This window comes from Alcaligenes nematophilus (assembly GCF_026344155.1).
GTDB classification, from domain to species: Bacteria; Pseudomonadota; Gammaproteobacteria; order Burkholderiales; family Burkholderiaceae_B; genus Alcaligenes; species Alcaligenes phenolicus.
The window spans coordinates 259,199-282,285 of record NZ_JAPKMZ010000006.1 but is presented as its reverse complement, the minus strand read 5'-3'; the positions used below and the strand labels follow the sequence as shown (position 1 = coordinate 282,285).

The window sequence follows — 23,087 nt, the reverse complement described above, 5'->3', positions numbered from 1 at the left end:
CCGCTTGAAGCAGACAGGCTATTACAAGGTTTTATGCTATGACCGATCAAACCACGACCACCCAGCCAGCCGATTACGGCGCTGATTCCATCAAAATGCTCAAAGGCCTGGAGGCCGTGCGCAAGCGTCCAGGCATGTACATCGGGGACACCTCCGATGGCACCGGCCTGCACCACATGGTTTTCGAGGTGGTGGATAACGCGATTGATGAGGCCTTGGCCGGTCATTGCGACGATATCGTCGTCACCATCCACTCCGACAACAGCATTTCGGTGTGCGATAACGGCCGCGGTATTCCAACCGATATCCACAAGGACGACGAACACCAGCGCAGCGCCGCTGAAATCGTCATGACCGAACTGCACGCCGGCGGTAAATTCGACCAGAACTCCTACAAGGTATCTGGCGGTTTGCACGGTGTGGGTGTGTCTTGTGTGAACGCCCTGTCCGAATGGCTGTTGCTGACCATCTGGCGCAATGGCAACGAACACCAGGTCGAGTTCCGCCGTGGCGAGCGCACTGCGCCCCTGGCGGTGACCGGTCCTGCAGAAGGCCGCACGGGTACCTGCGTGCGTTACCTGGCCGACGTGGAAATTTTCAGCAATATCGAATACCACCACGAGATCCTGGCCAAGCGCCTGCGCGAGCTGTCCTTCCTGAACAATGGCGTGAAGATTCGCCTGGTTGACGAGATTCAGGGCAAGGAAGAAGACTTTGCCTTCCTGGGCGGCGTCAAAGGCTTTGTGGACTTCATCAACCGCAACAAGACCCCGCTGCACCCTAACGTGTTCAGCGTCGCAACCGAGTCCAATGCCGGTGGTACGCCAGTATCGGTTGAAGTGGCCATGCAGTGGAACGACAGCTACGCCGAAACCGTGCTGTGTTTCACTAACAATATTCCCCAGCGCGACGGTGGTTCCCACCTGACCGGTCTGCGTGCGGCCATGACCCGCGTGCTGAACAAGTACATTGCCGACAACGAACTGGCCAAGAAAGCCAAGGTCGACACCTCCGGCGACGACATGCGCGAAGGCCTGGTCTGCGTGCTGTCGGTGAAGGTGCCCGAGCCCAAGTTCAGCAGCCAGACCAAAGACAAGCTGGTGTCCAGCGAAGTGCGTCCCGCCGTGGAAGAAGCCGTTGCCCGCACCCTGGAAACTTGGCTGTTGGAAAATCCGAACGACGCCAAGGCCTTGTGCGGCAAGATCGTGGAAGCAGCCCGTGCCCGTGAAGCGGCCCGTAAAGCCCGCGAAATGACCCGTCGCAAGAGCGTGCTGGAAGGCGCTGGCCTGCCCGGCAAGCTGGCCGACTGCCAGGAAAAAGATCCCGCCTTGTGCGAACTGTACATTGTGGAGGGTGACTCCGCAGGCGGCTCGGCCAAGCAAGGCCGGGACCGTAAATTCCAGGCCATTCTGCCGTTGCGCGGCAAGGTGCTGAACGTAGAAAAAGCCCGTTTCGATCGTCTGATTTCCAGCGAGCAGATCACCACCCTGATCACCGCCCTGGGTACCAGCATCGGCCCGGACTTTGATATTGACAAGCTGCGTTACCACCGCATCATCATCATGACTGACGCGGACGTGGACGGTGCTCACATTCGTACCCTGCTGCTGACACTGCTGTACCGTCAGATGCCCGAGCTGATCGAGCGTGGCTATGTGTACATCGCGCAGCCGCCCTTGTTCAAGGTCAAGGTTGGGCGTGAAGAGATGTACCTGAAGGACGAGGCCGAGGAAGCGGAATTCATGTTGAAGCTGGCCCTGCGCGATGCAGTGCTGACGCCAGCTGAAGGTGCAGCTCCCATCACAGGCGAAGCCTTGTCCGACTACGCTCATCGCTACGTGAAGGCCAAGGCCGTGATTGAGCGCCTGTCGCGTCATATGGACGGTGATGCCCTGTCAGCATTGGCTGAAGGCGTGAAGTTGAACTTGGATACACAGGAAGCCGCCGAACAAACTGCTAAGGATTTGGAGAAGGCCCTGTTCGACGAAGCTGCCCCCACCGTCGTCAAAGTCTTTGCCGCCTTTGATGAAGGGAGCGAATCCTGGCGTGTGGTGGTGCAGCGTCTGCACCATGGCAACATCCGTGTCACGGTGTTTGACCGCAACTTCGTGCGTGGTGGCGATCACCAAACTCTGGCCCGCGCTGGCGAGACCTTTGCCGGTCTGATCGGTGATGGCGCCATGGTGGCTCGTGGTGAAGGCGAGAAGCGTCGTGAAACCGCCGTGGATGACTTCCGTGAAGTCATGCAATGGCTGTTGACCGAAGCCGAACGCGGGCTTAGCAAGCAGCGCTACAAAGGTCTGGGTGAGATGAACCCCAGCCAGCTGTGGGAAACGACCATGGACCCCACTGTACGTCGTTTGCTGCGTGTGCAGATTGCTGATGCTATCGATGCGGATCAGATCTTCACCACGCTGATGGGTGATCACGTTGAGCCACGTCGTGCCTTTATCGAATCCCATGCCTTGCAGGCGGGGAACCTGGATATTTAAGGCTGTCGGTGTTCACAGTTCCTGAAAGCTGTTCGGTTTGATGAAAACTGATCTCAGAAATTTGTGAAAAACCTCGCAGTGATGCGGATAAGAAAAATGGGCTCCGGCGTTCCTGCTGGGGCTCATTTTTTTGGTGATGACTGATGAGCTCTGAGTCTTAAAGATTCAGCGTCTTTGGGCAGGCTCAATTAATTTTTGTCAGTAGACACGGACTGATCAATTGCCTGGTGGGTTGGTGGCAATGGCGTCACGCGCCAGGAATGGAAAGGCGCGGAATCAAGCTGATGTGGTCTACTTGCAGTGATACACCCTGCTTCAGAACGAACTAAAAGAAGGGTCGTGGGATCTGATGGTGGCAACTGGCGTTGGCCTTGCAAGGCCTCTTGATCGATCGTAAAGACGCTGTAAATTATTCAATAATTCTTTGTTTGGAAATGGAATGCGACTGGACAAGTTTCTTGGTGAGAGCACGGATCTGAGTCGCTCAGACGCGCGTAAAGTGCTTAAAAGCGGAGAAATCACCGTCAATGGCGAGGTAGTGACCAAAGGCACACACGTTGTACAAGAGGGTGATGTAGTGTGCTGGGATGATGAGCCGCTTGCCCTGATTGGCCTGCGTTACATCATGCTCAATAAGCCCGCTGGTTACGAGTGCAGCCTTAAAAATAGTGCTTACCCGTCCGTGATGATGCTGATCGATGTGGATAAGCGTGAGCGCTTGCACACCGTCGGTCGATTGGATGTGGATACCACCGGGCTGATTTTGATTACGGATGATGGCCAGTGGACGCATCGTATTATCTCGCCCCGCCATCAATGCGATAAGGTCTACGTGGCGACCTTGGCAGAGCCTTTGCCTGATAATGCAGAAGAACTGTTCAAGGCCGGTATCTTGTTGAATGGCGAGGACAAGCCGACGCTGCCAGCCGTGCTGGAACGCATTGATGAACGTACCGCAAGGCTAACCATCCAGGAAGGGAAATACCATCAGGTGAAGCGTATGTTTGCTTCCCTGGGGAATCTGGTTCAGACCTTGCATCGCGAGCGTATTGGCTCTCTGTCCCTGGACGACAGCCTGGAGCCAGGCGAGTCGCGCTACTTAACGCCTGCCGAGGTGCAGCAGTTTGTAGAAGAAGGCTGAACTCCTGGCCCTTGGTTCTGGATTTGATAAGTCAAAGGTGTATCAAGCCCAAGGCTTTGATGTCCTGACATTGGGAAACCAGTCAAAAAAAGCGCTCAAACACATTCTGTTTGAGCGCTTTTTTGTGCCTGCATCAATTGTCAAAGTGGCTGGTGGCGCGGTGTCCTGCCTTATTTAAGCGCCTTGCGCATGATGCTGGTGTTGTGTTCATAACCCAGTTGCTCATACAGAGCGATAGCACCCCGATTATTGCTCAAGACTCCCAGCTCGATGTAGTCCAGTCCACGCACGTGTGCCCACTCCTGGGCGGTCTGCATCAGCAGTTTGCCCAGTCCCATGCCTCGTGCCGATTCCGTCACGACAAGATCAATCACATAGGCAAAGTCATGCGGCGTGATGCAGTTGTACGGTGGGGTCTTTTGCTGCTGAACAATAATAAAACCCAGCGCCTGATCGTCCTTCTCGGCCACAAACAAGGCTGCCTGGTCCGACTCGATCATGGACTGGATAAAGCCCTCGTCCTGCCGTGCTTGCAGGTAGTAGTGCGGCTGCAAATGATGCATGTGGGCGAATAGCTCGGCGTACATATCTCCAATCGTGCCAATGTCAGCAAGTTGGGCGGGACGTAGGGTGGGCATGGTTGGGGCTCTTGGTCAGTAATAAAGCGGAAGCGAAAACAGAAGCGTCTTGATGGTAGGCCGGGCACGGGGAGGAGGCAAATCTTCTGTTCAGAATATCCCTTCAATAACAAGGGGTAATCCGCTTTCATGCAGGCCTGAAGCTTGGGTCCGGCTTCGTTCCCTGTACACCTTTTCCCCCTGAGAGCCGCTTCTGTACATTTATCCCTGTTTTTGTAAAGTATTTGTGCACGTACTTTACGACCGTTTTTTTCCTGCAAGCTCTTTGCCCGGGTTTCATAATGAGGCTCTGAAACCCTTGTTTATTCAGGTTTCTTATAAATATTTAATGGAAAACCCCAAGCTTATTTTTTTCAAAAAACTAGAGGTTTAAAGTAATATCACACTGTTTTTGGGCAAATTTTGTGTACATTTAATGCACGAAATTTACACGAGGCACTGAAATTTACACGCAATGCCTATAGAGGGGAGGAGATTGATGCAGACCCGTTTCTTGCGTCATGTTTGTAGTTGGATGTTCGGGCTGTCCGCACTGGCCATTCTGGCCTTGATGGCGGTGGCCTTTGCCGATGTCATGATGCGCAGCTTCGTGCGGCCGCTGTCTGGCGCTTTTGAATTAACCGAGGTGCTGGTCGGGGTGATGGTGTTTGCCGCCCTGCCCTTTGTCACCTTGAGTGGCAAGCACGTCAAAGTGTCCTTGCTGCGCTCTCTGGTGGGCAAGAACGTGCTGGTGCAAGGTCTGTTGCGCTGGTGCAGTCGCGTGGCGACAGGTGTGCTGATGGCCTTTCTGGCTTACCACCTGTGGGCCCTGGGTGTGCAGTTTGCACAGACCAATTCGCGCGCGGTTTTTGCGGACCTGCCCCTGGCGCCTTTTGCCTATTTTGCAGCGGCAATGTGCGCCCTATCCACGCTGGCCGCACTGTTCAGTGCCGACAGTGACGAGCTCGCTGAGGAAAAATAATGACTGTCGTTGTCACTGGCATGATCATCCTGATCGTGCTCATGATTCTGGAAGTACCCATCGCTGTGGCGATGGCTCTGGTTGGTATTGGTGGCTTTGCTTACGTGGTCGATTGGGGGCCGGCTGCCTATATGGCCGCAGAAACCTCTTATCGTCTGGTTCACAACTACAACTTGTCCGTCATCCCGCTGTTCATCCTGATGGGCAATCTGGTGACACGGGCGGATGTCTCTAAAGATCTGTTCGATCTGGCTTATCGCTTTGTAGGCCATCGTCGTGGCGGTCTGGCCATTGCAACGGTGCTGTCGGGCGGTATGTTCTCGGCCGTATGCGGCTCCTGCTTTGCGACGACGGCCACCATGGCTCGCGTCGCCTATCCCTCCATGAAGCGCTATGGCTATGCCGATTCCCTGGCAGGCGGCGCTATTGCCTCGGCCGGCACCCTGGGTGCCATGATCCCGCCCAGCGTGCCCCTGATTGTCTATGGCGTGCTGACCAGCAATGACATCGGCAAGCTGTTCATTGCGGCTGTATTGCCGGGCATCCTGGGCATGGTGCTGTACATAGGCGCGGTTATGGTGGCCACTCGCATGACACCCGGCCTGGCTGGCGCGGGCGAGCGCAGCTCCTGGATGGAACGTGTCCGCGGCTTGAAGAGTGTGGGTTCGGTCTTGCTGCTGTTCCTGCTGGTGATTGGCGGGATTTATGGCAACTTGTTCACGCCGACTGAAGCGGCCGGTATTGGTGCGGTCGGTGCCCTGCTCATCATGATCTGGCGTCGCAAGTTCTCCTGGCAGAGCTTGATGGGTGCCTTGCGTGAAACCGCCATGACCAGTGCCGCCATCTTCGTGATTATGGTGGGGGCACAGATCTTCACCACCTTTGTGAACGTGGCCGGCTTTACCGCCCTGTTGTCCGATGCGGTTCAGCAATGGGACTTGCCGGGCTGGGGCATTTTGCTGGGCATTGTGGTGCTGTACCTGGTCCTGGGCTGCATGCTGGAAGGCATGTCCATGCTCTTGCTGACCTTGCCCATTGTTTACCCGCTAATCATCAACCAGGGCCTGGACCCGATCTGGTTCGGCATTCTGGTAGTGACCTTGATTGAAGTGGGCCTGATCACACCGCCCTTGGGGATGAACGTGTTTGTACTCAATTCCGTGGTGCCGTCCATGTCGCTCAGCACTATTTACCGCGGCGTTATCTATTTTGTCTTTGCTGATCTGCTGCGCCTGGCGCTCTTGATTGGCATTCCCGGCATTGCTTTGTTTCTGCCCTCATTGATGTAAGCCATTTTTATTGAATCTGATTTTCTCGAAGGAATAAGCATGATTAAGCAAGTTAGCAAATGGGTGGGGGTAGCGGCAGTCGCCCTGGCAGCCAGCACCAGCGTGCAGGCACAAAACGTCACGCTGCGTTTTTCCAACTGGCTGCCACCCACCCATCCCATGGTGACCGAGATGTTGAATCCCTGGGCCAAGGATGTGGAACAGGCCACGGAAGGACGGGTGAAGATTCAGGTTCTGCCGCCCCTGGGCACCCCTGCTTCGCACTACGATCTGGTGCGCAATGGCGTGGCGGACATGACAATTGGTGTGCACTCCTATACACCGGAGCGCTTCAAGCTGACGGAAATGGCGGAGCTGCCCATGACGGCTGAGAACGCTCAGGTGAATTCGCTGGCCTACTGGCGCACCTACCAGAAGTACTTCATGGGCAAGAACGAGCACGCCGGTACCAAGTTGCTGGGCGCGTGGGTTCCTGGCTCGTACCAGTTGTGGACCGCTGCCAAGGTAGACAGCCTGGACAAGCTGGATGGCACCAAGATCCGTATTCCCGGCGTGCTGGTGGAGCGTATCGCCAAGTTGCTGGGGCTGGTGTCGATTTCCTCGACGCTGACCGAAGCCTATGACCAGATTTCGCGCGGCATTATTGATGGCATGTTCCAGAACTACACCACGGTGATCGACTTCAATCTGGCGCGCTTCATGCCGAATCTGTTCGTCCTGCCCGGTGGCTTCTCCGCTTCCAGCCAGTTCATGGTGGTGAACGAGCGCAGCTGGCAGCGTATCAGCGAGGCCGACCGTGCCGCGATTGATGCCTTGTCGGGTGAAGTACTGGTCAAGCGTTTCTCGGGTATCTGGCAAAAGAACAATATGGCGGCTTTTGATCGCTTGAGCGCTGAAGGCATCAAGGTGCACCGTATTGAAGGCGAGCAGCTGGAAGCCATGAAGACCAAGCTGGCGGTGATTGAGCAGCAATGGTTGAGCGAAGCCAAGGGTGTGGAGGCTCAGGAAGCGCTGAACTTCTACCGTGCCGAGCTGGATCGCGTGGCTGCTGAATTGGGCGTTCCCAAGGACTAAGCCCGTCATGACACAGCATCTGGAAAGTGAATACAACGCCAGTTGGCATGTGCCCGATCACAAGGAGATTGTGGCCTCGTGGCCGGGGTTGGCCGAGCAGTTTCGGGCTGGTTCGCGTCATGAAGCCAATCAGCCTTACGGCCCGGAAACGCGTAATGTCATGGACATCCACTTTCCGGCTGTGGAACGCCCGGATACGGCAGTGCTGATGTTCATTCATGGTGGCTATTGGCAGTCCATGGATCAGCGTCGTTTCAGCCATCTGGCACAAGGCAGCGTGGATAACGGCCTGATTACGGTATTGCCCACCTATACCTTGTGCCCGCAGGCGAGCGTGGCGAAGATCATTGATGAGCTGCGCCTGGCTTGCGCAACGGTCTGGCGACGTTTCAAGCGTCCGATCGTGGTGGCAGGACACTCGGCAGGGGGCCACTTGGCAGCTTGCCTGCTGGCTACGGATTGGCCCGGTTTTGCACCGGACCTGCCCCACGACATGTTGCAGGCGGGCCTGGGTTTGTCCGGCTTGTATGACCTGGAACCGCTGACGCATATCGGCATCAATGATGCCTTGCAGCTCAATGCCGATACCGCCCGAGCCTCCAGCCCCTTGTTCTGGCCTGCCCCTGCCAATGGGCAGCCTTTCGAGGCCTGGGTAGGCGGTGACGAAACCTCGGAATTTCATCGTCAAAGCCAGGAACTGGCCAAGGCCTGGTCCAGGCAAGGAGTGGATGCGGTGTACCGCAGCCTGCCGGGAACAAATCACTACAACGTGATCGCGGCCTTGGCCGATAAAGAATCCGTACTGTCAGCGCGTCTGGTTGCGCTGGCAAGGAATTGAGTTATCTCTGTCTTTCATTAGACACACCACTTTTACCGGGCCTTTGGCCCGGTTTTTTTGTGCCTGCTTGATTCTCTTTAACTTTGTTCATTGTTAATAATTCGTCTTTAAACGAAAATTAACGCAGAAAGACCGCATGGGGCGCTTATTTATTGGCAGGACTGGCAGGAGAGAAAAGACCATGAGAAGCAGATCACATGATGAGGCTATGGCCGATCTGTATCGCAGTGATCCGGCCTTGGCATTAGAGACTATCAATCAGATTTTGGAGGACGGGGATCAGGCCGAACTCCTGATCGTGTTGCGTCAATTGGCACAGGTTTTTGGTGGTGTGCAGGCAGTTGCCGAGCAGGCGCAGTTAAATCCGACGCAGCTTTACAGGACCTTGTCCCCCAAGGGGAATCCGGCCTTGAGCAGCCTGACGGCCATTTTGAAGGCAATGGGCCTGCGTCTTGCGGTGCAGCCTTTGTAGGCTTCTGGCGGATCATGATTTAGCATGACATTTCCCGCCCTGGACTTATTGTGATTCAAAGCCATTCATGACTGAAAACACCCCTGATACTCGCCCTGTGCATAAAGCGGCCTGCCATTGCGGAGCCGTTCGTTTCAATGTGAAGCTGACCGATGGTCTGCGTTCGGCGCGCCGTTGCAATTGCTCCTATTGCCGCATGCGTGGCGCGGTGGCGGTGTCGGCTAACCTGGCCGATATTCAGGTGGAGCAAGGGCAGGATGCACTGATGCTTTATCAGTTCAACACCGGGCAGGCCCGGCATTATTTCTGTTCGCATTGCGGGATTTATACCTTCCATCAGCGCCGTTCCAACCCGGAGCAGTATGGAGTGAACGTAGCCTGTATTGAGGGCATGAGCCCCTTCGACTTTGAAGAAGTACCGGTTAATGAAGGCCGTAGTCATCCCAGGGATCGTCCGGGCGGTGGCAGTGTGATTGCTGGCTGGTTGCGTTATCAGGCAAATCCCCAGGCGCAGGACGACTGACGTTGCGTGCCTGCTTTGTGCTGCGACCAATAAGAAATACCCCCAAGCTGTACCTTCGGCTTGCAGCCCCCTCGAGGGGCGCTTTTACATGGGGCACCGAGTCTTGAGACGGCCAGGTGGTAAAAAAACGCCCCTGACGACTTACGTACAGGGGCGTATAAAAACAGATAGCGCGGAACAGAATCGCGTATCTACGGAAGAACAGTACAGCGAGTCAGGGAGTGGCCCCCGAAGGGGCATCCTGCTTTAGAACTTGTGGTTGAAGGCCACGTACAGCTGCGTAGCACGTGCGTCTGGCAGGAAGGTCAGGTTCTGTGCATAGCCGCCGTACACGTACACCATGGTGCGCTTGGACAGGTCGTACTGGTAACCCACCGAGTACACATGCTGACGTTTGGTTTGCGCATTGGGGCCGGTAATGCTCTCTGGCAAGTTGCGTGGATCAGCCATGTTCCAGCCCAGCGAGAAGCGACCGCCTGCCAATGGTGTGGTCACACCAAAAGAGTAGGAGTTGATACGCAGGCCTGGCACTGCTGCAAAGGAAGGCAGCGGGTTGGTGACGTTGCTCAGGCCAAAGACCTGGGTGGCGAACAGGCCGTCGCGAGTCTGGCCGATGCCGGCAAATACTTTGACCACATCAAAGTCGTAGCTGGCCGCCCCCGCCCAGGCGCTGACACGGGTAGAGTCGGCGGCAGGACGTGCGCCGCTGGCAGACTGTTTATTGATGTGCAGTTGGTCGTAGACCAGAGCGGCACTCAAGGGGCCGTTGTTGTAGCGCAGGCCGGTGGTCACTGCACGGATGTTGTTGTCCTTGCTGTTGGTGCCATCCGGGCGCTCGCTATCCCAGTGCTGCTGCCCGTTGATGTTGAAGGAATAGCCAATACCGAACTGGAAGCCGTTCAGCGTGGGCGATTGGTATTGAATCTGGTTGTCATAACGCACCGTGTTGGCCACGCTGAAGGTCGATCCAAAGCCTACAATTCCACCACCGCCACCCAAGGGGTGAGCCATGCTGAAGTATTCGGTAGGCATATTGTTCTTCAGACCGAAATCCACCTGACCCCAGTCCTCGCCTGCCAGACCCAGTGTGGCCTGGCGGCCAAACAGGCGACCACCCTGAATGGACTTGCCGGTAGGCACATCAAAGCCGCTTTCCAGCACAAACTTGGCTTGCAGCCCGTTGCCCAGATCTTCCGTGCCACGGATACCCCAGCGGCTGCCAAAGTGCACCCCGCTGTTGGGGCCCAGACGCGAGGTCTTGAACTCGGTAGCATCGGTTCGGTCCCGGCTGTAGCTGCTATTGCCTTTGTTCATGTCGTAACCAACACCCGTGTCCAGAATCCCGTACAGGGTGATGGATGCGTGGGCTGCCGAGCTGGCCATCAGTAAAAACAGGGCCGTACTGACCGCGGTTTTATTTCTTGTTTTCAATTCCTCTTCTCCTTCGTGGTAGATAAAAAAAGCGTGCAGCAATCCCCCTACCGCAAGTGATGCAGCAAGAAACAGGCGCAACAAAGCAGGCAGGGCAAAGTGCCTGCGCCGTGTACCAGCGAAGGGGGTGTGGGGCGAGTACCGGCGGTACTCGCGGCAGGGGTCTTAGATCAGTTCAAGATCGACCAAAGTTTGGCGTATGACGTCTATCTCGGTGTCCTCGACCTCCAGAATGGGGCGGCGTACATAGGGCTGCACGGGTACGCCGCGCATCTTGAATGCAACTTTCAGCACCGAGGGCGAGGAGCCGTAGCGGCCGATCAGCTCAGGGGTGTACCAGCGTTGCAGAATCTGTATGTCTTTCTGGCCGCAGGCGCGGGCGGCGTCTATATCGCCGCGCCAGATGTGGTTGTAAAAATCGGGTTGATAACGGCCAAGCACACCGCCTGCGCCAATCGTGCCGTCGCCGTCCACACTTTGCAGCAAGGACAGGCCGTGCTCATCCATGCGAAAGCCGTACACACGTACTTTGTCTTTCAGGCGGAACAGTGTCTTGATGAATTGCTCAATGCTGGGGCTGGATTGCTTGATGCCGACGACACCATCGATATCGCTCAGTTGCTCCAGCAAATCCACCGACAAATCGATTCCGGTCCCGGCAGGCCAGTTGTAAATCACGATAGGCAGGGTGATTTCTTTGGCGATCTGCTGGTAAAAGGCCAGTATTTCCTTGTCATTGGGGCGTACATAGGGGGGCGGTGCAATCACGACCCCTTCATAGCCCAGTGCCTGGGCTTGCTGAGCAAGAGCGACTACTTCGGCGGGTGTGTAGCCGGTACAGCCCGCCAGCAAAGGCAGCTTGCCGCGCATGGCGTCGGCACTGGCGCGGAACAAGTCTACCCGTTCCTGGTTGGACAGGCTGGTCCATTCACTGGTGGTGCCGCCTATAAACAGACCGTGCATGCCTTCGGCATGCAGCCATTCCAGCATGCTGTGCAGTGCCGGTACATCCAGCTGTCGTGCTTCATCAAAAGGGGTGATGATGGTCGGGATATAGCCCTTCCAGTTCACCCGGTGTTTCTTGCTCATGTGTGTCACTTGTATGGGTTGAAGAAAAGAGGAGGCCTCTGGCTCAGGGCAGACGTGCCGTGGCTTCGATCTCGACCAGCATGTCTGGCAGTGCCAGATTGGCTACTCCCAGCAAGGTGTTGGCAGCCGGTTCGGCCCCTTCGTAAAACTCGTTGATCAGCGCGCAGATGGGGCCCAGCTCTTCAGGTGTGTGGCCGACCAGGTAGGTGCGCAAACGCACGACATCGCGCGGGCTGGCACCGGCTTCTTTCAGGACGGTTTTCAGGTTCTGCAAAGCCTGGCGGGTTTGTGCGATGCGATCGCCTGCACCCACTAACTGCCCTTCACCATTCCAGGCGACTTGCCCGGCCAGATGCACGGTGCGGCTGTTGTCCTGTACGACAGCGTGGGAAAAACCGAAGTTGGTGCTGTTGTAGAGCGATGCCGGATTCACGCATTCACGGCCCTGGGGGGCGTTCAGTGGTTGGCTGCGCTGGACCAGCTCAAAAATATTGCCCCAGGGGTCGGTGAAGTACTGGAATTGAGCCCCGGCGGTCGGGCCAGAATCAAAGGCGATGCGGTCCAATACTGTGCAGCCGTGCTGTTCAAGTTGTGCAACTGCCTGATCCAGATCGGCCACCAGAAAACCCAGGTGATGTGCACCCACATGGTTGGACTTCAGGGCTCTTTGGGTGTCGCTGGCAGGTTGTGCGTAGGCAAACAGCTCGATATGAAAGCCATTGGGCAGCACCATAAAGGCCAGTTCCAGCTTGGCATCGGGTATGTCCAGGTGGGCGTGGGTCCAGTCTTTGCCTTGCGCAGAACGGGGCAGGTCAGCGCTGTTGATGGGCCCCAGACGGTAGAGTTGGCGGGCACCAAACAGGCGTTCATAAAAAGCAATGGCCGCATCCAGATCGGGTACGGTCCAGGCGGCGTGATCAATTTGTTCAATAGCCAATGGCAAAACAGGCGATGTCATGAAGTCTCCGTTTATGCCCGTACGGGGGCTGTATACAAGATTGTGCAATAAAACTGCACATAATTTACGGTTAAATAATACTTTAGGCCTGTAGTTTTTTGTTGAAAAACCAGACTACGTATTTTCCCTAGGTAAAATATTGTTTATAAACAATGGCTTGTGATTTGTGTCTGTGAGGTCTATATCGATGTGACGTGTAAAGTGCTTGTGCACACGTGTAAAGTCTGGAAGAATTCAGCACTGAAACTGCACGGTTTGTGCAGTTTCGGAGCATGCATTTGCACACCATTAGGCTGCCTCTCTTACCCTATAATTCGTGAAGTTCGGCTACACATAACTACACGAACATAGGACTTCAGAATGATAGGCAAACGACTTCATGAGCTGCGCGTGGCCAAGGGTCTGTCCCTGCGGGAGTTGGGTCAGATGGTCAAGCTCTCGCCCACGCTGCTCAGTCAGGTAGAACGCGGTGTCACCACACCCAGTTTGACGACCCTGCGCAAGCTCAGCGGGATCTTTGGGGAATCCATGTCTTCCTTGTTCATGGATACCAGCAAGGGGCCGTCGGTATGGATCAGCCGCCCTGGTGAACGCATGTTGTTGCGTGGCCCGCGTGGGGGTGTCGTCTATGAACGGCTCACCCGTGGCAATGGCGAGATGGAAGTGTTCCGGGCTGTTTACGAAGTCGGTCAACAGTCCATGGACGATATGTCGCACCCGTCCCTGGAAAGTGTGTATGTGGTCCGGGGTGTCATTACTGCAGAGATTGATAAGGTAAGTTTTGACGTCAAAGCTGGCGAGAACATCAGCTTTGATGCACGCCAAAGCCACCGTTACCTGAACCGGGGAACGGAGGAAGCGGAAATCATCATGTCGATTACCCCGCCCGTCCCCTGATTGGTCTTGATACGGGGCGAACGGTGTATCGCGTAACTACACTATGAGCCCCAAGCCTGATTCTCTTTCCCCCCTACCTGTCTGTGCCCCTGGCACCCCGCCCGCCCGGACGGATGTCCTGATCATTGGTGGCGGGCTGCTGGGCTGCGCCGCTGCCTACTATTTGAGCCTGGCGGGTGTGCCCGTGACCTTGATCGAACAAGGTGAGCTGGGCCTGCAGGCATCCAGCCAGAACGCGGGCAGCCTGCATTTTCAGATGGAATACCGCATGATCGAGGCGGGGCTGAAGGCCAGCAAACGCGCCCTGCAAGCCATGCCCTTGCATGTGGACGCCATTGCCCGCTGGCGGGCTTTGGAAGATCAGTTGGGTGTGTCGGTGGGTGTGCGCCAGAAAGGCGGCTTCATGCTGGCAGAAACGGCACAGCAAGCCCAGGTTCTGGAACAAAAAAGCCGCCTGGAAAATCAGGCCGGCCTGAAGGTCGAGCTACTGGACCGGGCCGCTTTACAAGCCAAAGCGCCCTATTTGTCGGACTCCGTGCTGATGGGGGCTTTTTGTGCTGACGAAGGCAAGGCCGACCCGCGCCGTGCCAGTCTGGCCCTGGCCGCCGCCGCACGTGCCTTGGGAGCACAGATCGTCAGCCAATGCCAGGTGGTGGATTTGAGGCGAGTGGGTTCTGACTGGCAAGCCCAGGTGCTCAGTGGCGAGCAATGTCGCAGCAAGCAGGTTCTGATTGCGGCCGGTGTCTGGTCCGGGCGTATTGCGCAAATGACCGGCTCGCAGTTACCTGTCAGCCCGATTGCCCTGACCATGACCGCCACCGCACGCACCGCGCCCTTTATGGATTACCTGTTCCAGCACGTGGGACGACGTCTGTCCTTGAAGCAAACGGCTGAAGGCACGGTGCTGATTGGCGGCGGCTGGCCTTCCACACTGCATCATCGTAAGGGGATAGCGGATCTGGAACGCAAACCCAGTCTGAACCTGGATTCTTTGCAACGCAGCGTACAGACCGCCTGCAGTGTCGTCCCCCAACTGGCCTCCTTGCCTGTCTTGCGCTCCTGGACCGGGGTGACCTCTTTGGTGTCGGATCAACTGCCGTTGCTGGGCCAAGTGCCGCACCGCCCCGGTTTGTTCATTGCCACTGGTGGAGCCGCCTTCACCCTGGGTTTGACCTACGCTCATTTGCTGGTAGCGCAGATGCTGGGCCAGCCGCCCAGCCTGGATATCTCTGCCTACGATCCTGATCGTTTTAGGAGTTTGACCTTTGCCTGACGCACAACGCTTGTTGCATAAACGCCAGCGCTTCGAGCCAGCTGTGGTGACAATCAATGGTCATGAGACAGCCTGTTATCTCGGTGAAACCGTGGCGACGGTTTTGCTAGCGGCCGGAGTCGGCGCTTTTCGTCGCACCGCCAGTGGTGCGCCACGTCGTCCGGTGTGCAATATGGGCGTGTGCTTTGACTGCATCGTGACCATTGACGGGGTGCAGGGGCAGCGCAGTTGCATGACTACGGTGCGTAGCGGTATGCAGATCGAGGTAGCCGACGATGTCTGACATTCTGGATTTATTGATTGTGGGGGCAGGTCCGGCAGGACTGTCTGCGGCTCGAGTCGCCAGCTCACAGGGTTTAAGCGTGGCCGTGCTGGACGAGCAGCCGCGCTTTGGCGGACAGGTATTCCGGCAGGCACCCGAGGAGTTTGCGGCAGCGGACCCGGACTCCATGCACACCTATCCTTTTTCACACAGCTTGTTTGCCTGGGCGCGGGCCACCACGGCTGTGCAGTGGCATTTCAGTACCCTGGTGTGGGGGATTTTTGACGACCCGCAGGATGAGCATATGCGTCAGATCGGCACTGCTGGCCCACAGGGCGCCTCCGTGCTGAAAGCCCGCCGGGTATTGATTGCGACCGGGGCCTATGACTTGCCCGTGGCCTTTCCGGGCTGGACCTTGCCGGGCGTGCTGAGCGCCGGTGGTGTGCAAACCATGATCAAGAGCCAAAGCCTGATGCCGGGACAGCGTTTTCTGTTGGTGGGCGGCCATCCCCTGCTGCTTCTGGTTGCTGAGTTGTTGCTGGATGCCGGTGCACAGATTGCCGAAGTCGCCATCGCCCGCAGTTTGCCGTCCATGAGGGAAATGCTGCGCGCTACGCGTGCTCTACCGGGACAGTCCCGGCTGGTTAAACAGCTGCTGGCGATCTTGTTGAAACTGCGTCGTCATGGCGTACCGTTGTGCTTTGCTACGGGCATAGAGCGTGTCCATGGAGACGAGTCCGTTCAGGCTGCGACGCTGTGTAACGTGGATCAAGGCTGGCACGCCATTGCGGGTACACAAAGGCGTGTAGAGGCCGATACGGTGGTTGTGGGCTATGGCCTGCTCGCCAGTACTGAATTGGCGCGCCAGGCAGGTTGTGCCGTGCGGTGGGACAGTGCCGCTGGCGGCTGGCTGGTGCAGCATGACGAGAGGCTGCACAGCACTCAGTCAGGTGTGCTGGTTGCCGGGGAGCAAACGGGCATTGCAGGGGCATTCAATGCCCATTTGCAAGGTGAGTTGGCCGCGTGGCAATGTGTGCTGGAGTTGCAGCAGCCAGTTGCCGAGACAGAGATAGCAAAAACCATTGCTGACCTGCAAGTGCGCCTGGGTCGTAATCGTCGTTTTACCGACACCGTTATTGCCTTGTCTGCCCCCAAGCTGGAGGCACTGGCCCAGGCAATCACCCCGGATACAGTGGTGTGCCGCTGCGAGGAAGTCACGGCACAGGAGGTGAATCAGTTTCTGGACGCTCATCCTTATGTGACGGACATCAATAGCATCAAATTGGCCTGTCGTACCGGAATGGGCATGTGCCAGGGGCGCTACTGCCAACACACCGTGGCGCAGATGCTGGCCAGCCGTTTGGGCCGGGGCATAGATCAAGTGGGCATTTATAAAGCCCAGGCGCCAGTGAAGCCTGTGCCGGTCGCGGTGTTGGCGAATATGAAATAAGCGGCCTGCTTATTTTTCTTGCCGATCCCAGTCATAAGTCAGTGTTTGGCCGGCCTGAAATTGCTGTACGCAGTCCTGGTGGTAGCGGGTACTCATGGATACGGCCTGAGACAGGGCCTCCAGGTTGGACAGTGCTCCGTAGTTCATGTCGAAGCTTAGATTGAGAAGACGTTTGCTCAGTGCCAGGGCTTCGGGTGGACCTTCCAGCAGGCGGCGAGCGAATGCAAGCGTGGCCGTGGCCAAGTGTTCGGAAGGATGGACGGCATGGACCAAGCCCAACCGCCTTGCCTGGGCTGCCGTCAGGCTGCGGCCTGTCAGCAGCAGGTCGCGGGCGACTGACAGGCCCACCATGCGCGGGAGCAGATAGTGCGCGCCAAAATCTGCGACGGCCCCAACGCGGGGGAAAGACATGCGAAAGCGACTGCGTGCACTGCACAGAATGAAATCCGCGTGCAAGGCCAGGCTGAATCCCGCACCGGCTGCAGCCCCGTCTACAGACGCTATCAGCAGTGCATCCAGTTCCAGCAATTGGCGTAGCCAGGAGCTGCTGTGATCCAGCCGCTGGCGTGTGGCCATGGGGGAGCTGGCTTGTGGATCGGCATGCCGTTGTGCCATCTCGTGAATATTGCCGCCCGAACAAAAGGCACCTTCGGAGCCTTGCAGGATCAAGACCCGTATCTGCGGGTTGGCTCGAACCTGCTCCAGCATCCGCATGTAGTCCTTGCGTAGTGCCTCGGACATGGCATTGCGGGAGGCAGGATGTTGATGAGTGAAGATGGCGATACCTTCCTCAATATGCAGGCTGGAGACCTCAAGGTGGGCAGACATCAGGGCTCCTTGGGCGTGTACTGAGCCATGCTTTGCAAGCGAGCCCAGGCGGTGTCCATGCCTTTGACTAGGCCCGCCATTTGCTCGGCAATAGTTGTCAATTCCTGAATACCGAAAATGCTTTGGCCTGCAGCCTCGTAAATCAGATCCTGATTGTTGTGCTGATGAATGGAGGCAAATACATCGCCTGTCAGAACCTGTTGCAAGGGCATATTCAAAGGAGTGGGTGCGTCCGCTGTGGCCCAGGCGTCAATCCACTCGCTACGGATGACACGACATGGTTTGCCGCTGTGCGCACGAGAGATGACGGTGTCTTCGCTGTCTCCCTGGATCAAGCGTTGCAGCAGGGCCGGTGGCGTGTGATTTTCCTTGGCGGCCATCCAGAGAGTGCCTAACCAGCCTCCTTGAGCCCCCATCCCTATGCAGCCCAGAATTTGTGCGCCGGTAGCGATACCGCCCGCAGCCAGAACGGGTGTGCTGCCTGCGACGGCAATAATCTGTGGCAGCAGCGCCATGGTGCCGATCGGTCCGGTGTGTCCGCCCGCGTCATAGCCTTGGGCTACCAGTACATCCACACCCAGTGCCATGGCTTTGTGGGCGTGGCGTACCGAGCCGACCAGTGACATGGTCACTTTGCCTCGTGCGCGGGCGGCCTGGATCAACTCAGGCCGTATCCCAATGGCGGTGGCGACAGCACTGGCGTTGGAGTTCAGTACGGCCTGGATCTGCGCCTCAAAAAAAGCCTCCGAGCGCACATGGCTGGTAAAGAAACTGGGCTGTGTGGGTGCTGCTATCTTGAAGCGCTGACGCAGGGACTCCACAAACTCCAGATGCTCATTGGGCAGGCTGGCACGCATGCTTTCGGGGTCTGCCTGGGCGGGGACCTTACCAGGCAGCATCAAGTCGATGCCATAGGGCAGCCCGTTCAGTGCCTGTTCGACCTTGGTGATGATGGCCGGAATGTCGTCCGGTGCATCCCGCCCCAGGCCTAAAACAGGGAACCCCCCTGCCTGGGCAATTGCCACCACCACATCGGGTTCATGAGAAAACCCGAATATGGGGTGAGCAATATTCAGGGTGTCACACAGGGGAGTACGCAGCAGACTCATATCAATTGTTCTCGATATTGGCTTGCTTGATGACCTGGGCCCATTTGCTCTGTTCAGCGGCAACAAACTCGTCGAACTCCTGGGGCGATTGCGGGTTCAGCTCCATACCCAGCATATTGAATTTCTCCTGTACGTCGGGCATGGCCAGAATGGCCTGCATATCGCTGTAGAGTTGATTCACAATCTCGTCTGGTGTTGCTTTCGGAGCGACCAGGCCAAACCACGTCCCGACGGAGTAGTTGGGCAGATTGGCGGATTCCGCCACGGTGGGCAGGTCGGGCAAGGCTTTGGCGCGCTCGCTGGTGGTCACAGCCAAGGCGCGCAGCTTGCCCGCTTTGACATGTTGCATGGCCAGGGCTGCCGTCAAAGGCATCAGGTCCACACGCCCACCCAGCAGATCGTTCAAGGCATCGCTTTGGCCTTTGTAGGGGATGTGTGTCAGGGGAATCTGGGCTTCTTGAGCCAGCAATTCGCCAGACAAGTGGTTGGATGTGCCTATACCCGCGGTCGAGTATGTCAGTGGCGGGTCTTTCTTTTTGGCCAGCTCGATCAGCTGTGCCATGTTCTGTGCTGGCACACTGGGGTGCACCACAATCACATTGGGGACAATCCCAAAGCCAGCAATAGCGCGAAAACTCTCTACCGGGTCCCAGGTAACACGGGGTTGCAAGCTGGTGGTGACGGCATGGCTGGGGCTGACCAGCAGCAAGGTATAGCCATCAGCCGGGGCGCGCGCCGCGTAGTCCGTACCGATAGCGCCTCCCGCGCCGGTGCGGTTTTCCACGATTACCGTTTGTCCGTGCTGCTTGGTCAGTTTTTCCCCCACCAGGCGGGCTACGGAATCCACAATACCGCCGGCCGAAAACGGGACGACGATTTTGATGGGTTTGTCTGGGTAGGCAGCGTGGGCGGCGGCCAATGGGGCTGCCGTGAGCAGGCAGGCAAGGGGCAGGTGCAGGAATCGCATATTGTCTCCGGATTTATTATGGTGTGGGTCTGGCGCGGTGTTCAGGCCCGTGCCAGGGTCTGCTTGGCGATGTTGGCGATATGAATCTGGCTGGTGCCTTCATAAAGACGGAATACACGTACGTCTCGATAAAAGCGTTCAGCAACGTTGTCGGCGATATAGCCGCTGCCACCAAAAAGTTGCACGGCCCGGTCGGCGACGCGACCGCACATCTCAGAGGCGAACAATTTGCACATGGATGCTTCCAGGGTGATGTCCTGGCCAGCGTCCCGTTTGCGGGCAGTCTCCAGGACCAGCGCTCTTGCGGCATAAGCTTCGGTATTGCTCTGGGCAATCATTTGCTGCACCAGCTGGAACTGGGCGATGTCCTGACCGAATTGCTGGCGGGTTCGGGCATGGCGCACCATCTCGTCAACCAGCCGCAATGCGGGGCCCACGCACAGGCCTGCCAGATTGATGCGCTGCTTGTTCAACGCTTTCATGGCGGTGCGAAAACCCTGCCCTTCCAGGCCGCCGATAATCGCGTCTTTATGGACACGTACCTTGTCCAGCACGACCTCACCCACGGGCGAGCCATGCTGACCCATCTTGCTGTAGGCCGGGGGCGTGTGCAGCCCTGGAGTGCCGCGTTCGATCAAGAAAGCGGAGATGCCGCGAGAGCCTGTGGAGTCGGGGTCGGTGCGGGCAAACACAGTGAACAAATCGGCAATGGGCGCATTGGTGATAAAGCACTTTTTTCCGGTGATTTCGAAGTAGTCCCCATCCCGTACTGCGACTGTTTTTTGAGCGGTGGCGTCCGAGCCTGCATCGGGCTCTGTCAGCGCAAAGCAGCCGGTTACTTCTCCGGAGGCTAATAGGGGCAGATAGCGTCTCTTTTGGTCTTCAGTTCCATCCACGACCAACGACTCGGACGCGATGCCGGTATTGCCCCCAAAGCGGGCCCGAAAAGCGGCAGATACCTGGGAGACTTCGATATTGACCAAGGCCAACTCTTCGGTTGTCAGACCGGCGCCGCCGTAGGCTTGGGGAATGCTGTGGCCAAACAGCCCAAGCTCTCTCATGCCCTGCACCACGCTTTCGGGGATCTGGTCGTTCTTGTCCACCAGGGCTTCCAAGGGCAGGCATTCAGCGTGGAGGAACTCGCGCACTTCATGTAGCAAGGCATCGAGTCGGGCGGCATCACGTATCATGGATTTCTCCGAATAAAGAAAGTATCAGTGCAGGCCCTGGGCCAGCTCCAGTTGCAGTACGGCCGATTTCAGCTGTGGCAGTACGTCTTGTGTCAGATAGCTTTTGCGCGCCTGATGGGCAGCAATGGTGCAGTTCATGGCGACGGGTGATTCACCGGGTATGCGGCGCACCGGCAATGCGATGGCATGGATATCGACATGCCAGTCACCTTTGGACAGGCAGTAGCCTTCACGTTTGTAGCGTTGCTCGTCGTCGGTCCATAGCTTCTGGTGGCTCTCGAAGGCGTGTGGATCGTGAATGCGCAGGTAGTTCAGAATGGCGGTGCGTTCGGCCATAGGATGAGCCAGGATCAAGGCGCGTCCAATAGCGCTGGGCAGCAGCGGGCGTGAAGTGCCTATGTCGGGTAGATGATGGTTGGCCGTATCCGCACGCACCGAGTCGATGTAGATCACATTGCCCCGGTCCCGAATACCCAGGTTGACCGTGCAGCCCGTGCTGCGTGCCAGGGCTTCCATAATGGGTTTGGCCGACTGGCGGATCTGCATGCTGGCCAGTAGCGGATGGCCCAGCGAGAGCACGCCCGGCCCTAGCCGGTACTTCTGGCGCTGCGGGTCCCGATCCAGATAACCGAGCAGGGTCAGGGTGTAGGTCAGGCGGGAAATGGTGGGTTTGGGCAGGCCCGTTCGTTCGGCAATCTCGCGATTGCCCAGCCATGGAGTGTGCACGGTGAAGCAGCGCAATACCTCCATGCCGCGCGCCAGGTTCATGGCGAACTGACGGTCGGACGTGAGGTCATGCGGGTTGACCAAGCCGGGCAAAGTAATGGTGTTCACGTGGCAGATTCTCCGAACAGGTGGACTTATGATTCGTTCTCCAAAAGGTGGAGTCAACGATTCGGACAGACTGTTTCGCTGTGCGAAATCCTATATTGCCCGAGTGGATAGGCTGGGTCATAAATGGTGCTCTTCATCACTTTTTGATCCGGACAACCATGAACCAAAATGACTCCCATACCGGCTCGCTTGCTGGGGTGCGTATTCTTGATATGGCCACAGTTCTTGCGGCTCCCAGCGGGGCGACACTGTGTGCGGATCATGGGGCGCAGGTGGTCAAGCTGGAGCTTCCCAATGGCAGTGATGCCTTGCGTCACATGCAGCCGGTCAAGGATGGGCAGCCCTTGTGGTGGAAGGTGGCCAATCGCGGCAAGAAGGGCATCACCCTGGATGTACGCAAGCCACGCGGCAGGGAAATTTTCCTGGAGCTGATTGCGGGTTTTGATGTGCTGGTCGAGAACTTTCGTACCGGCAGCCTGGATCGCTGGGGTTTGGATATCGAGACTTTGCATCGCGTCAATCCACGCCTGATCGTCGTGCGTCTGACGGGCTTTGGGCAGACGGGGCCTTATCGCCAGCGGGCCGGCTTTGCGCGGGTATTCGAAGCGATGAGCGGCTTTACCAATTTGACGGGTATGCCCGATGGCCCGCCCTTGCATGGCAATTTCCCCTTTGGAGATTCGATCGCTGGTGTGTTCTGTGCCTTTGCCATTGCTGCGGAAATTGCGCGCTTGCGCGCCGATCCGCAAGCCAGGGGTGTGGAGGTGGATCTGGCCGCTACAGAGGCCCTTTTCCGTCTGTTTGACCCTTTGGCGGTCGAGTATGAACAGTTGGGCCAGGTCCGGCATGCCGTGGGCAACCGTACGACTTATACGGCTCCGTCCAATATGTACTGCAGCCAGGACGGGGTGTATTTCACTTTGGTCGCTTCATCGCAGGCGGTGTATGAGCGGCTTTGTCAGGCGCTCGGGCATCCCGAATGGATAGAGGACCCGCGCTTCGATACCTTGCCTCATCGTGTCCAGCATATGCAGGCGCTCGATAGCGAGTTAGAACGCAGCTTCGCCAGGCTGAGTTTTGAACGGGTGAGTGCCCTGCTGGACCAGTTCCAGGTGCCGTTCAGCAAGGTTTACGATATTGAGGACATCAAGGCTGATGCGCATTTTCAGTCGCGGCAGATGATCATTCGTTTGGCCGATCCGGAGTACGGTAGCCTGCCCGCGCCTTGTGTTGTGCCCAGAGTGGTAGGCCGTGCGATGCCCGTGCCTCACACCGGGCCAGCGGTGGGGGAACATAACGCCGAGATTTATGCCTCCTTGGGCTTGGATACCGGGGCCTTGGCCGAACTGCGTGCACAAGGCGTCATTTAAA

Annotated in this window: 22 protein-coding genes; 13 read left to right on the top strand and 9 right to left on the bottom strand. The window is 57.3% G+C overall.

The annotated features are described in order from the left end of the window. Positions 1 to 38 precede the first annotated feature (38 nt). Both gyrB and OSH04_RS16845 read left to right on the top strand, forming a co-directional pair. On the top strand, positions 39 to 2,492 hold the full coding sequence (gyrB, locus tag OSH04_RS16850) for a DNA topoisomerase (ATP-hydrolyzing) subunit B (RefSeq protein WP_083055118.1): 2,454 nt from the start codon (positions 39 to 41) through the stop codon (positions 2,490 to 2,492). Between the two features lie 439 nt (positions 2,493 to 2,931). After that, a complete protein-coding gene (locus OSH04_RS16845) occupies positions 2,932 to 3,633 on the top strand; it encodes a pseudouridine synthase (protein ID WP_060186789.1) in 702 nt (233 codons plus the stop codon). Positions 3,634 to 3,803: 170 nt separating this feature from the next. On the opposite strand, the gene OSH04_RS16840 is transcribed toward OSH04_RS16845, so the two are convergent. After that, positions 3,804 to 4,271 (bottom strand): GNAT family N-acetyltransferase, encoded by a 468-nt coding sequence (locus OSH04_RS16840; protein WP_125304012.1) that lies wholly within the window; start codon positions 4,269 to 4,271, stop codon positions 3,804 to 3,806. A gap of 478 nt (positions 4,272 to 4,749) precedes the next feature. Between OSH04_RS16840 and OSH04_RS16835 the strand changes: the two genes are divergently transcribed. The 6 genes from OSH04_RS16835 (at position 4,750) to OSH04_RS16810 (ending at position 9,428) form a co-directional block, all read left to right on the top strand. Next, the gene (locus tag OSH04_RS16835; protein WP_196784084.1) at positions 4,750 to 5,232 is read left to right on the top strand and encodes a TRAP transporter small permease; all 483 of its coding nucleotides are present in this window, start codon (positions 4,750 to 4,752) and stop codon (positions 5,230 to 5,232) included. Further along, entirely contained in the window at positions 5,232 to 6,521 is a 1,290-nt protein-coding gene (locus tag OSH04_RS16830) for a TRAP transporter large permease (RefSeq protein ID WP_266108913.1), read from the top strand. Before OSH04_RS16835 ends, OSH04_RS16830 begins: the two co-directional genes overlap by 1 nt. Positions 6,522 to 6,560: 39 nt before the next feature. Next, on the top strand, positions 6,561 to 7,595 hold the full coding sequence (locus OSH04_RS16825) for a TRAP transporter substrate-binding protein (protein WP_266108912.1): 1,035 nt from the start codon (positions 6,561 to 6,563) through the stop codon (positions 7,593 to 7,595). A gap of 7 nt (positions 7,596 to 7,602) precedes the next feature. After that, positions 7,603 to 8,433 carry an alpha/beta hydrolase gene (locus OSH04_RS16820; protein ID WP_266108911.1) on the top strand — a complete coding sequence of 277 codons (831 nt, stop codon included), beginning with the start codon at positions 7,603 to 7,605 and terminating at the stop codon, positions 8,431 to 8,433. 181 nt (positions 8,434 to 8,614) lie between these two features. Next, positions 8,615 to 8,905, top strand: a complete 291-nt coding sequence (locus tag OSH04_RS16815) for a helix-turn-helix domain-containing transcriptional regulator (protein ID WP_239054931.1) — start codon at positions 8,615 to 8,617, stop codon at positions 8,903 to 8,905. A 67-nt stretch (positions 8,906 to 8,972) separates the two neighbouring features. Then, the gene (locus tag OSH04_RS16810) at positions 8,973 to 9,428 is read left to right on the top strand and encodes a GFA family protein (RefSeq protein WP_266108910.1); all 456 of its coding nucleotides are present in this window, start codon (positions 8,973 to 8,975) and stop codon (positions 9,426 to 9,428) included. Positions 9,429 to 9,674: 246 nt separating this feature from the next. On the opposite strand, the gene OSH04_RS16805 is transcribed toward OSH04_RS16810, so the two are convergent. From OSH04_RS16805 to OSH04_RS16795, 3 genes are all read right to left on the bottom strand, one after another. After that, on the bottom strand, positions 9,675 to 10,859 hold the full coding sequence (locus OSH04_RS16805; RefSeq protein ID WP_035269984.1) for a porin: 1,185 nt from the start codon (positions 10,857 to 10,859) through the stop codon (positions 9,675 to 9,677). A gap of 165 nt (positions 10,860 to 11,024) precedes the next feature. Continuing rightward, positions 11,025 to 11,948 (bottom strand): dihydrodipicolinate synthase family protein, encoded by a 924-nt coding sequence (locus OSH04_RS16800; RefSeq protein ID WP_266108909.1) that lies wholly within the window; start codon positions 11,946 to 11,948, stop codon positions 11,025 to 11,027. Positions 11,949 to 11,991: 43 nt separating this feature from the next. After that, positions 11,992 to 12,906 (bottom strand): Rid family hydrolase, encoded by a 915-nt coding sequence (locus OSH04_RS16795; RefSeq protein WP_230940662.1) that lies wholly within the window; start codon positions 12,904 to 12,906, stop codon positions 11,992 to 11,994. 360 nt (positions 12,907 to 13,266) lie between these two features. On the opposite strand from OSH04_RS16795, the gene OSH04_RS16790 reads away from it, so the two are divergent. From OSH04_RS16790 to OSH04_RS16775, 4 genes are read left to right on the top strand one after another with little or no spacing between them, the layout of a single operon-like run. Further along, positions 13,267 to 13,803, top strand: a complete 537-nt coding sequence (locus tag OSH04_RS16790; RefSeq protein ID WP_026483973.1) for a helix-turn-helix domain-containing protein — start codon at positions 13,267 to 13,269, stop codon at positions 13,801 to 13,803. 43 nt (positions 13,804 to 13,846) lie between these two features. Next, a complete protein-coding gene (locus OSH04_RS16785) occupies positions 13,847 to 15,076 on the top strand; it encodes an NAD(P)/FAD-dependent oxidoreductase (RefSeq protein WP_266108908.1) in 1,230 nt (409 codons plus the stop codon). Next, positions 15,069 to 15,359: a (2Fe-2S)-binding protein gene (locus OSH04_RS16780; RefSeq protein WP_080655528.1), complete on the top strand. Its 291-nt coding sequence runs from the start codon at positions 15,069 to 15,071 to the stop codon at positions 15,357 to 15,359. Before OSH04_RS16785 ends, OSH04_RS16780 begins: the two co-directional genes overlap by 8 nt. After that, on the top strand, positions 15,352 to 16,788 hold the full coding sequence (locus tag OSH04_RS16775; protein WP_266108907.1) for an NAD(P)/FAD-dependent oxidoreductase: 1,437 nt from the start codon (positions 15,352 to 15,354) through the stop codon (positions 16,786 to 16,788). Before OSH04_RS16780 ends, OSH04_RS16775 begins: the two co-directional genes overlap by 8 nt. Positions 16,789 to 16,797: 9 nt before the next feature. Here the strand turns inward: OSH04_RS16775 and OSH04_RS16770 are convergent, their stop codons facing one another. The 5 genes from OSH04_RS16770 to OSH04_RS16750 are packed head-to-tail and all read right to left on the bottom strand — an operon-like array spanning position 16,798 to position 21,716. Next, entirely contained in the window at positions 16,798 to 17,616 is an 819-nt protein-coding gene (locus OSH04_RS16770) for an enoyl-CoA hydratase/isomerase family protein (protein WP_266108906.1), read from the bottom strand. Beyond that, positions 17,616 to 18,725: a nitronate monooxygenase gene (locus OSH04_RS16765; protein WP_266108905.1), complete on the bottom strand. Its 1,110-nt coding sequence runs from the start codon at positions 18,723 to 18,725 to the stop codon at positions 17,616 to 17,618. The genes OSH04_RS16770 and OSH04_RS16765 overlap by 1 nt, the downstream gene beginning before the upstream one ends. A 1-nt stretch (position 18,726) precedes the next feature. Then, positions 18,727 to 19,692, bottom strand: coding sequence for a tripartite tricarboxylate transporter substrate binding protein (locus OSH04_RS16760; RefSeq protein WP_086069710.1), 966 nt, complete (start codon positions 19,690 to 19,692; stop codon positions 18,727 to 18,729). A 41-nt stretch (positions 19,693 to 19,733) separates the two neighbouring features. Further along, on the bottom strand, positions 19,734 to 20,882 hold the full coding sequence (locus OSH04_RS16755) for an acyl-CoA dehydrogenase family protein (protein WP_035269439.1): 1,149 nt from the start codon (positions 20,880 to 20,882) through the stop codon (positions 19,734 to 19,736). Between the two features lie 24 nt (positions 20,883 to 20,906). Beyond that, positions 20,907 to 21,716 carry an IclR family transcriptional regulator gene (locus OSH04_RS16750; protein ID WP_266108904.1) on the bottom strand — a complete coding sequence of 270 codons (810 nt, stop codon included), beginning with the start codon at positions 21,714 to 21,716 and terminating at the stop codon, positions 20,907 to 20,909. A 158-nt stretch (positions 21,717 to 21,874) separates the two neighbouring features. Between OSH04_RS16750 and OSH04_RS16745 the strand changes: the two genes are divergently transcribed. Next, positions 21,875 to 23,086 carry a CaiB/BaiF CoA transferase family protein gene (locus tag OSH04_RS16745; RefSeq protein WP_266108903.1) on the top strand — a complete coding sequence of 404 codons (1,212 nt, stop codon included), beginning with the start codon at positions 21,875 to 21,877 and terminating at the stop codon, positions 23,084 to 23,086. Position 23,087 lies beyond the last annotated feature (1 nt).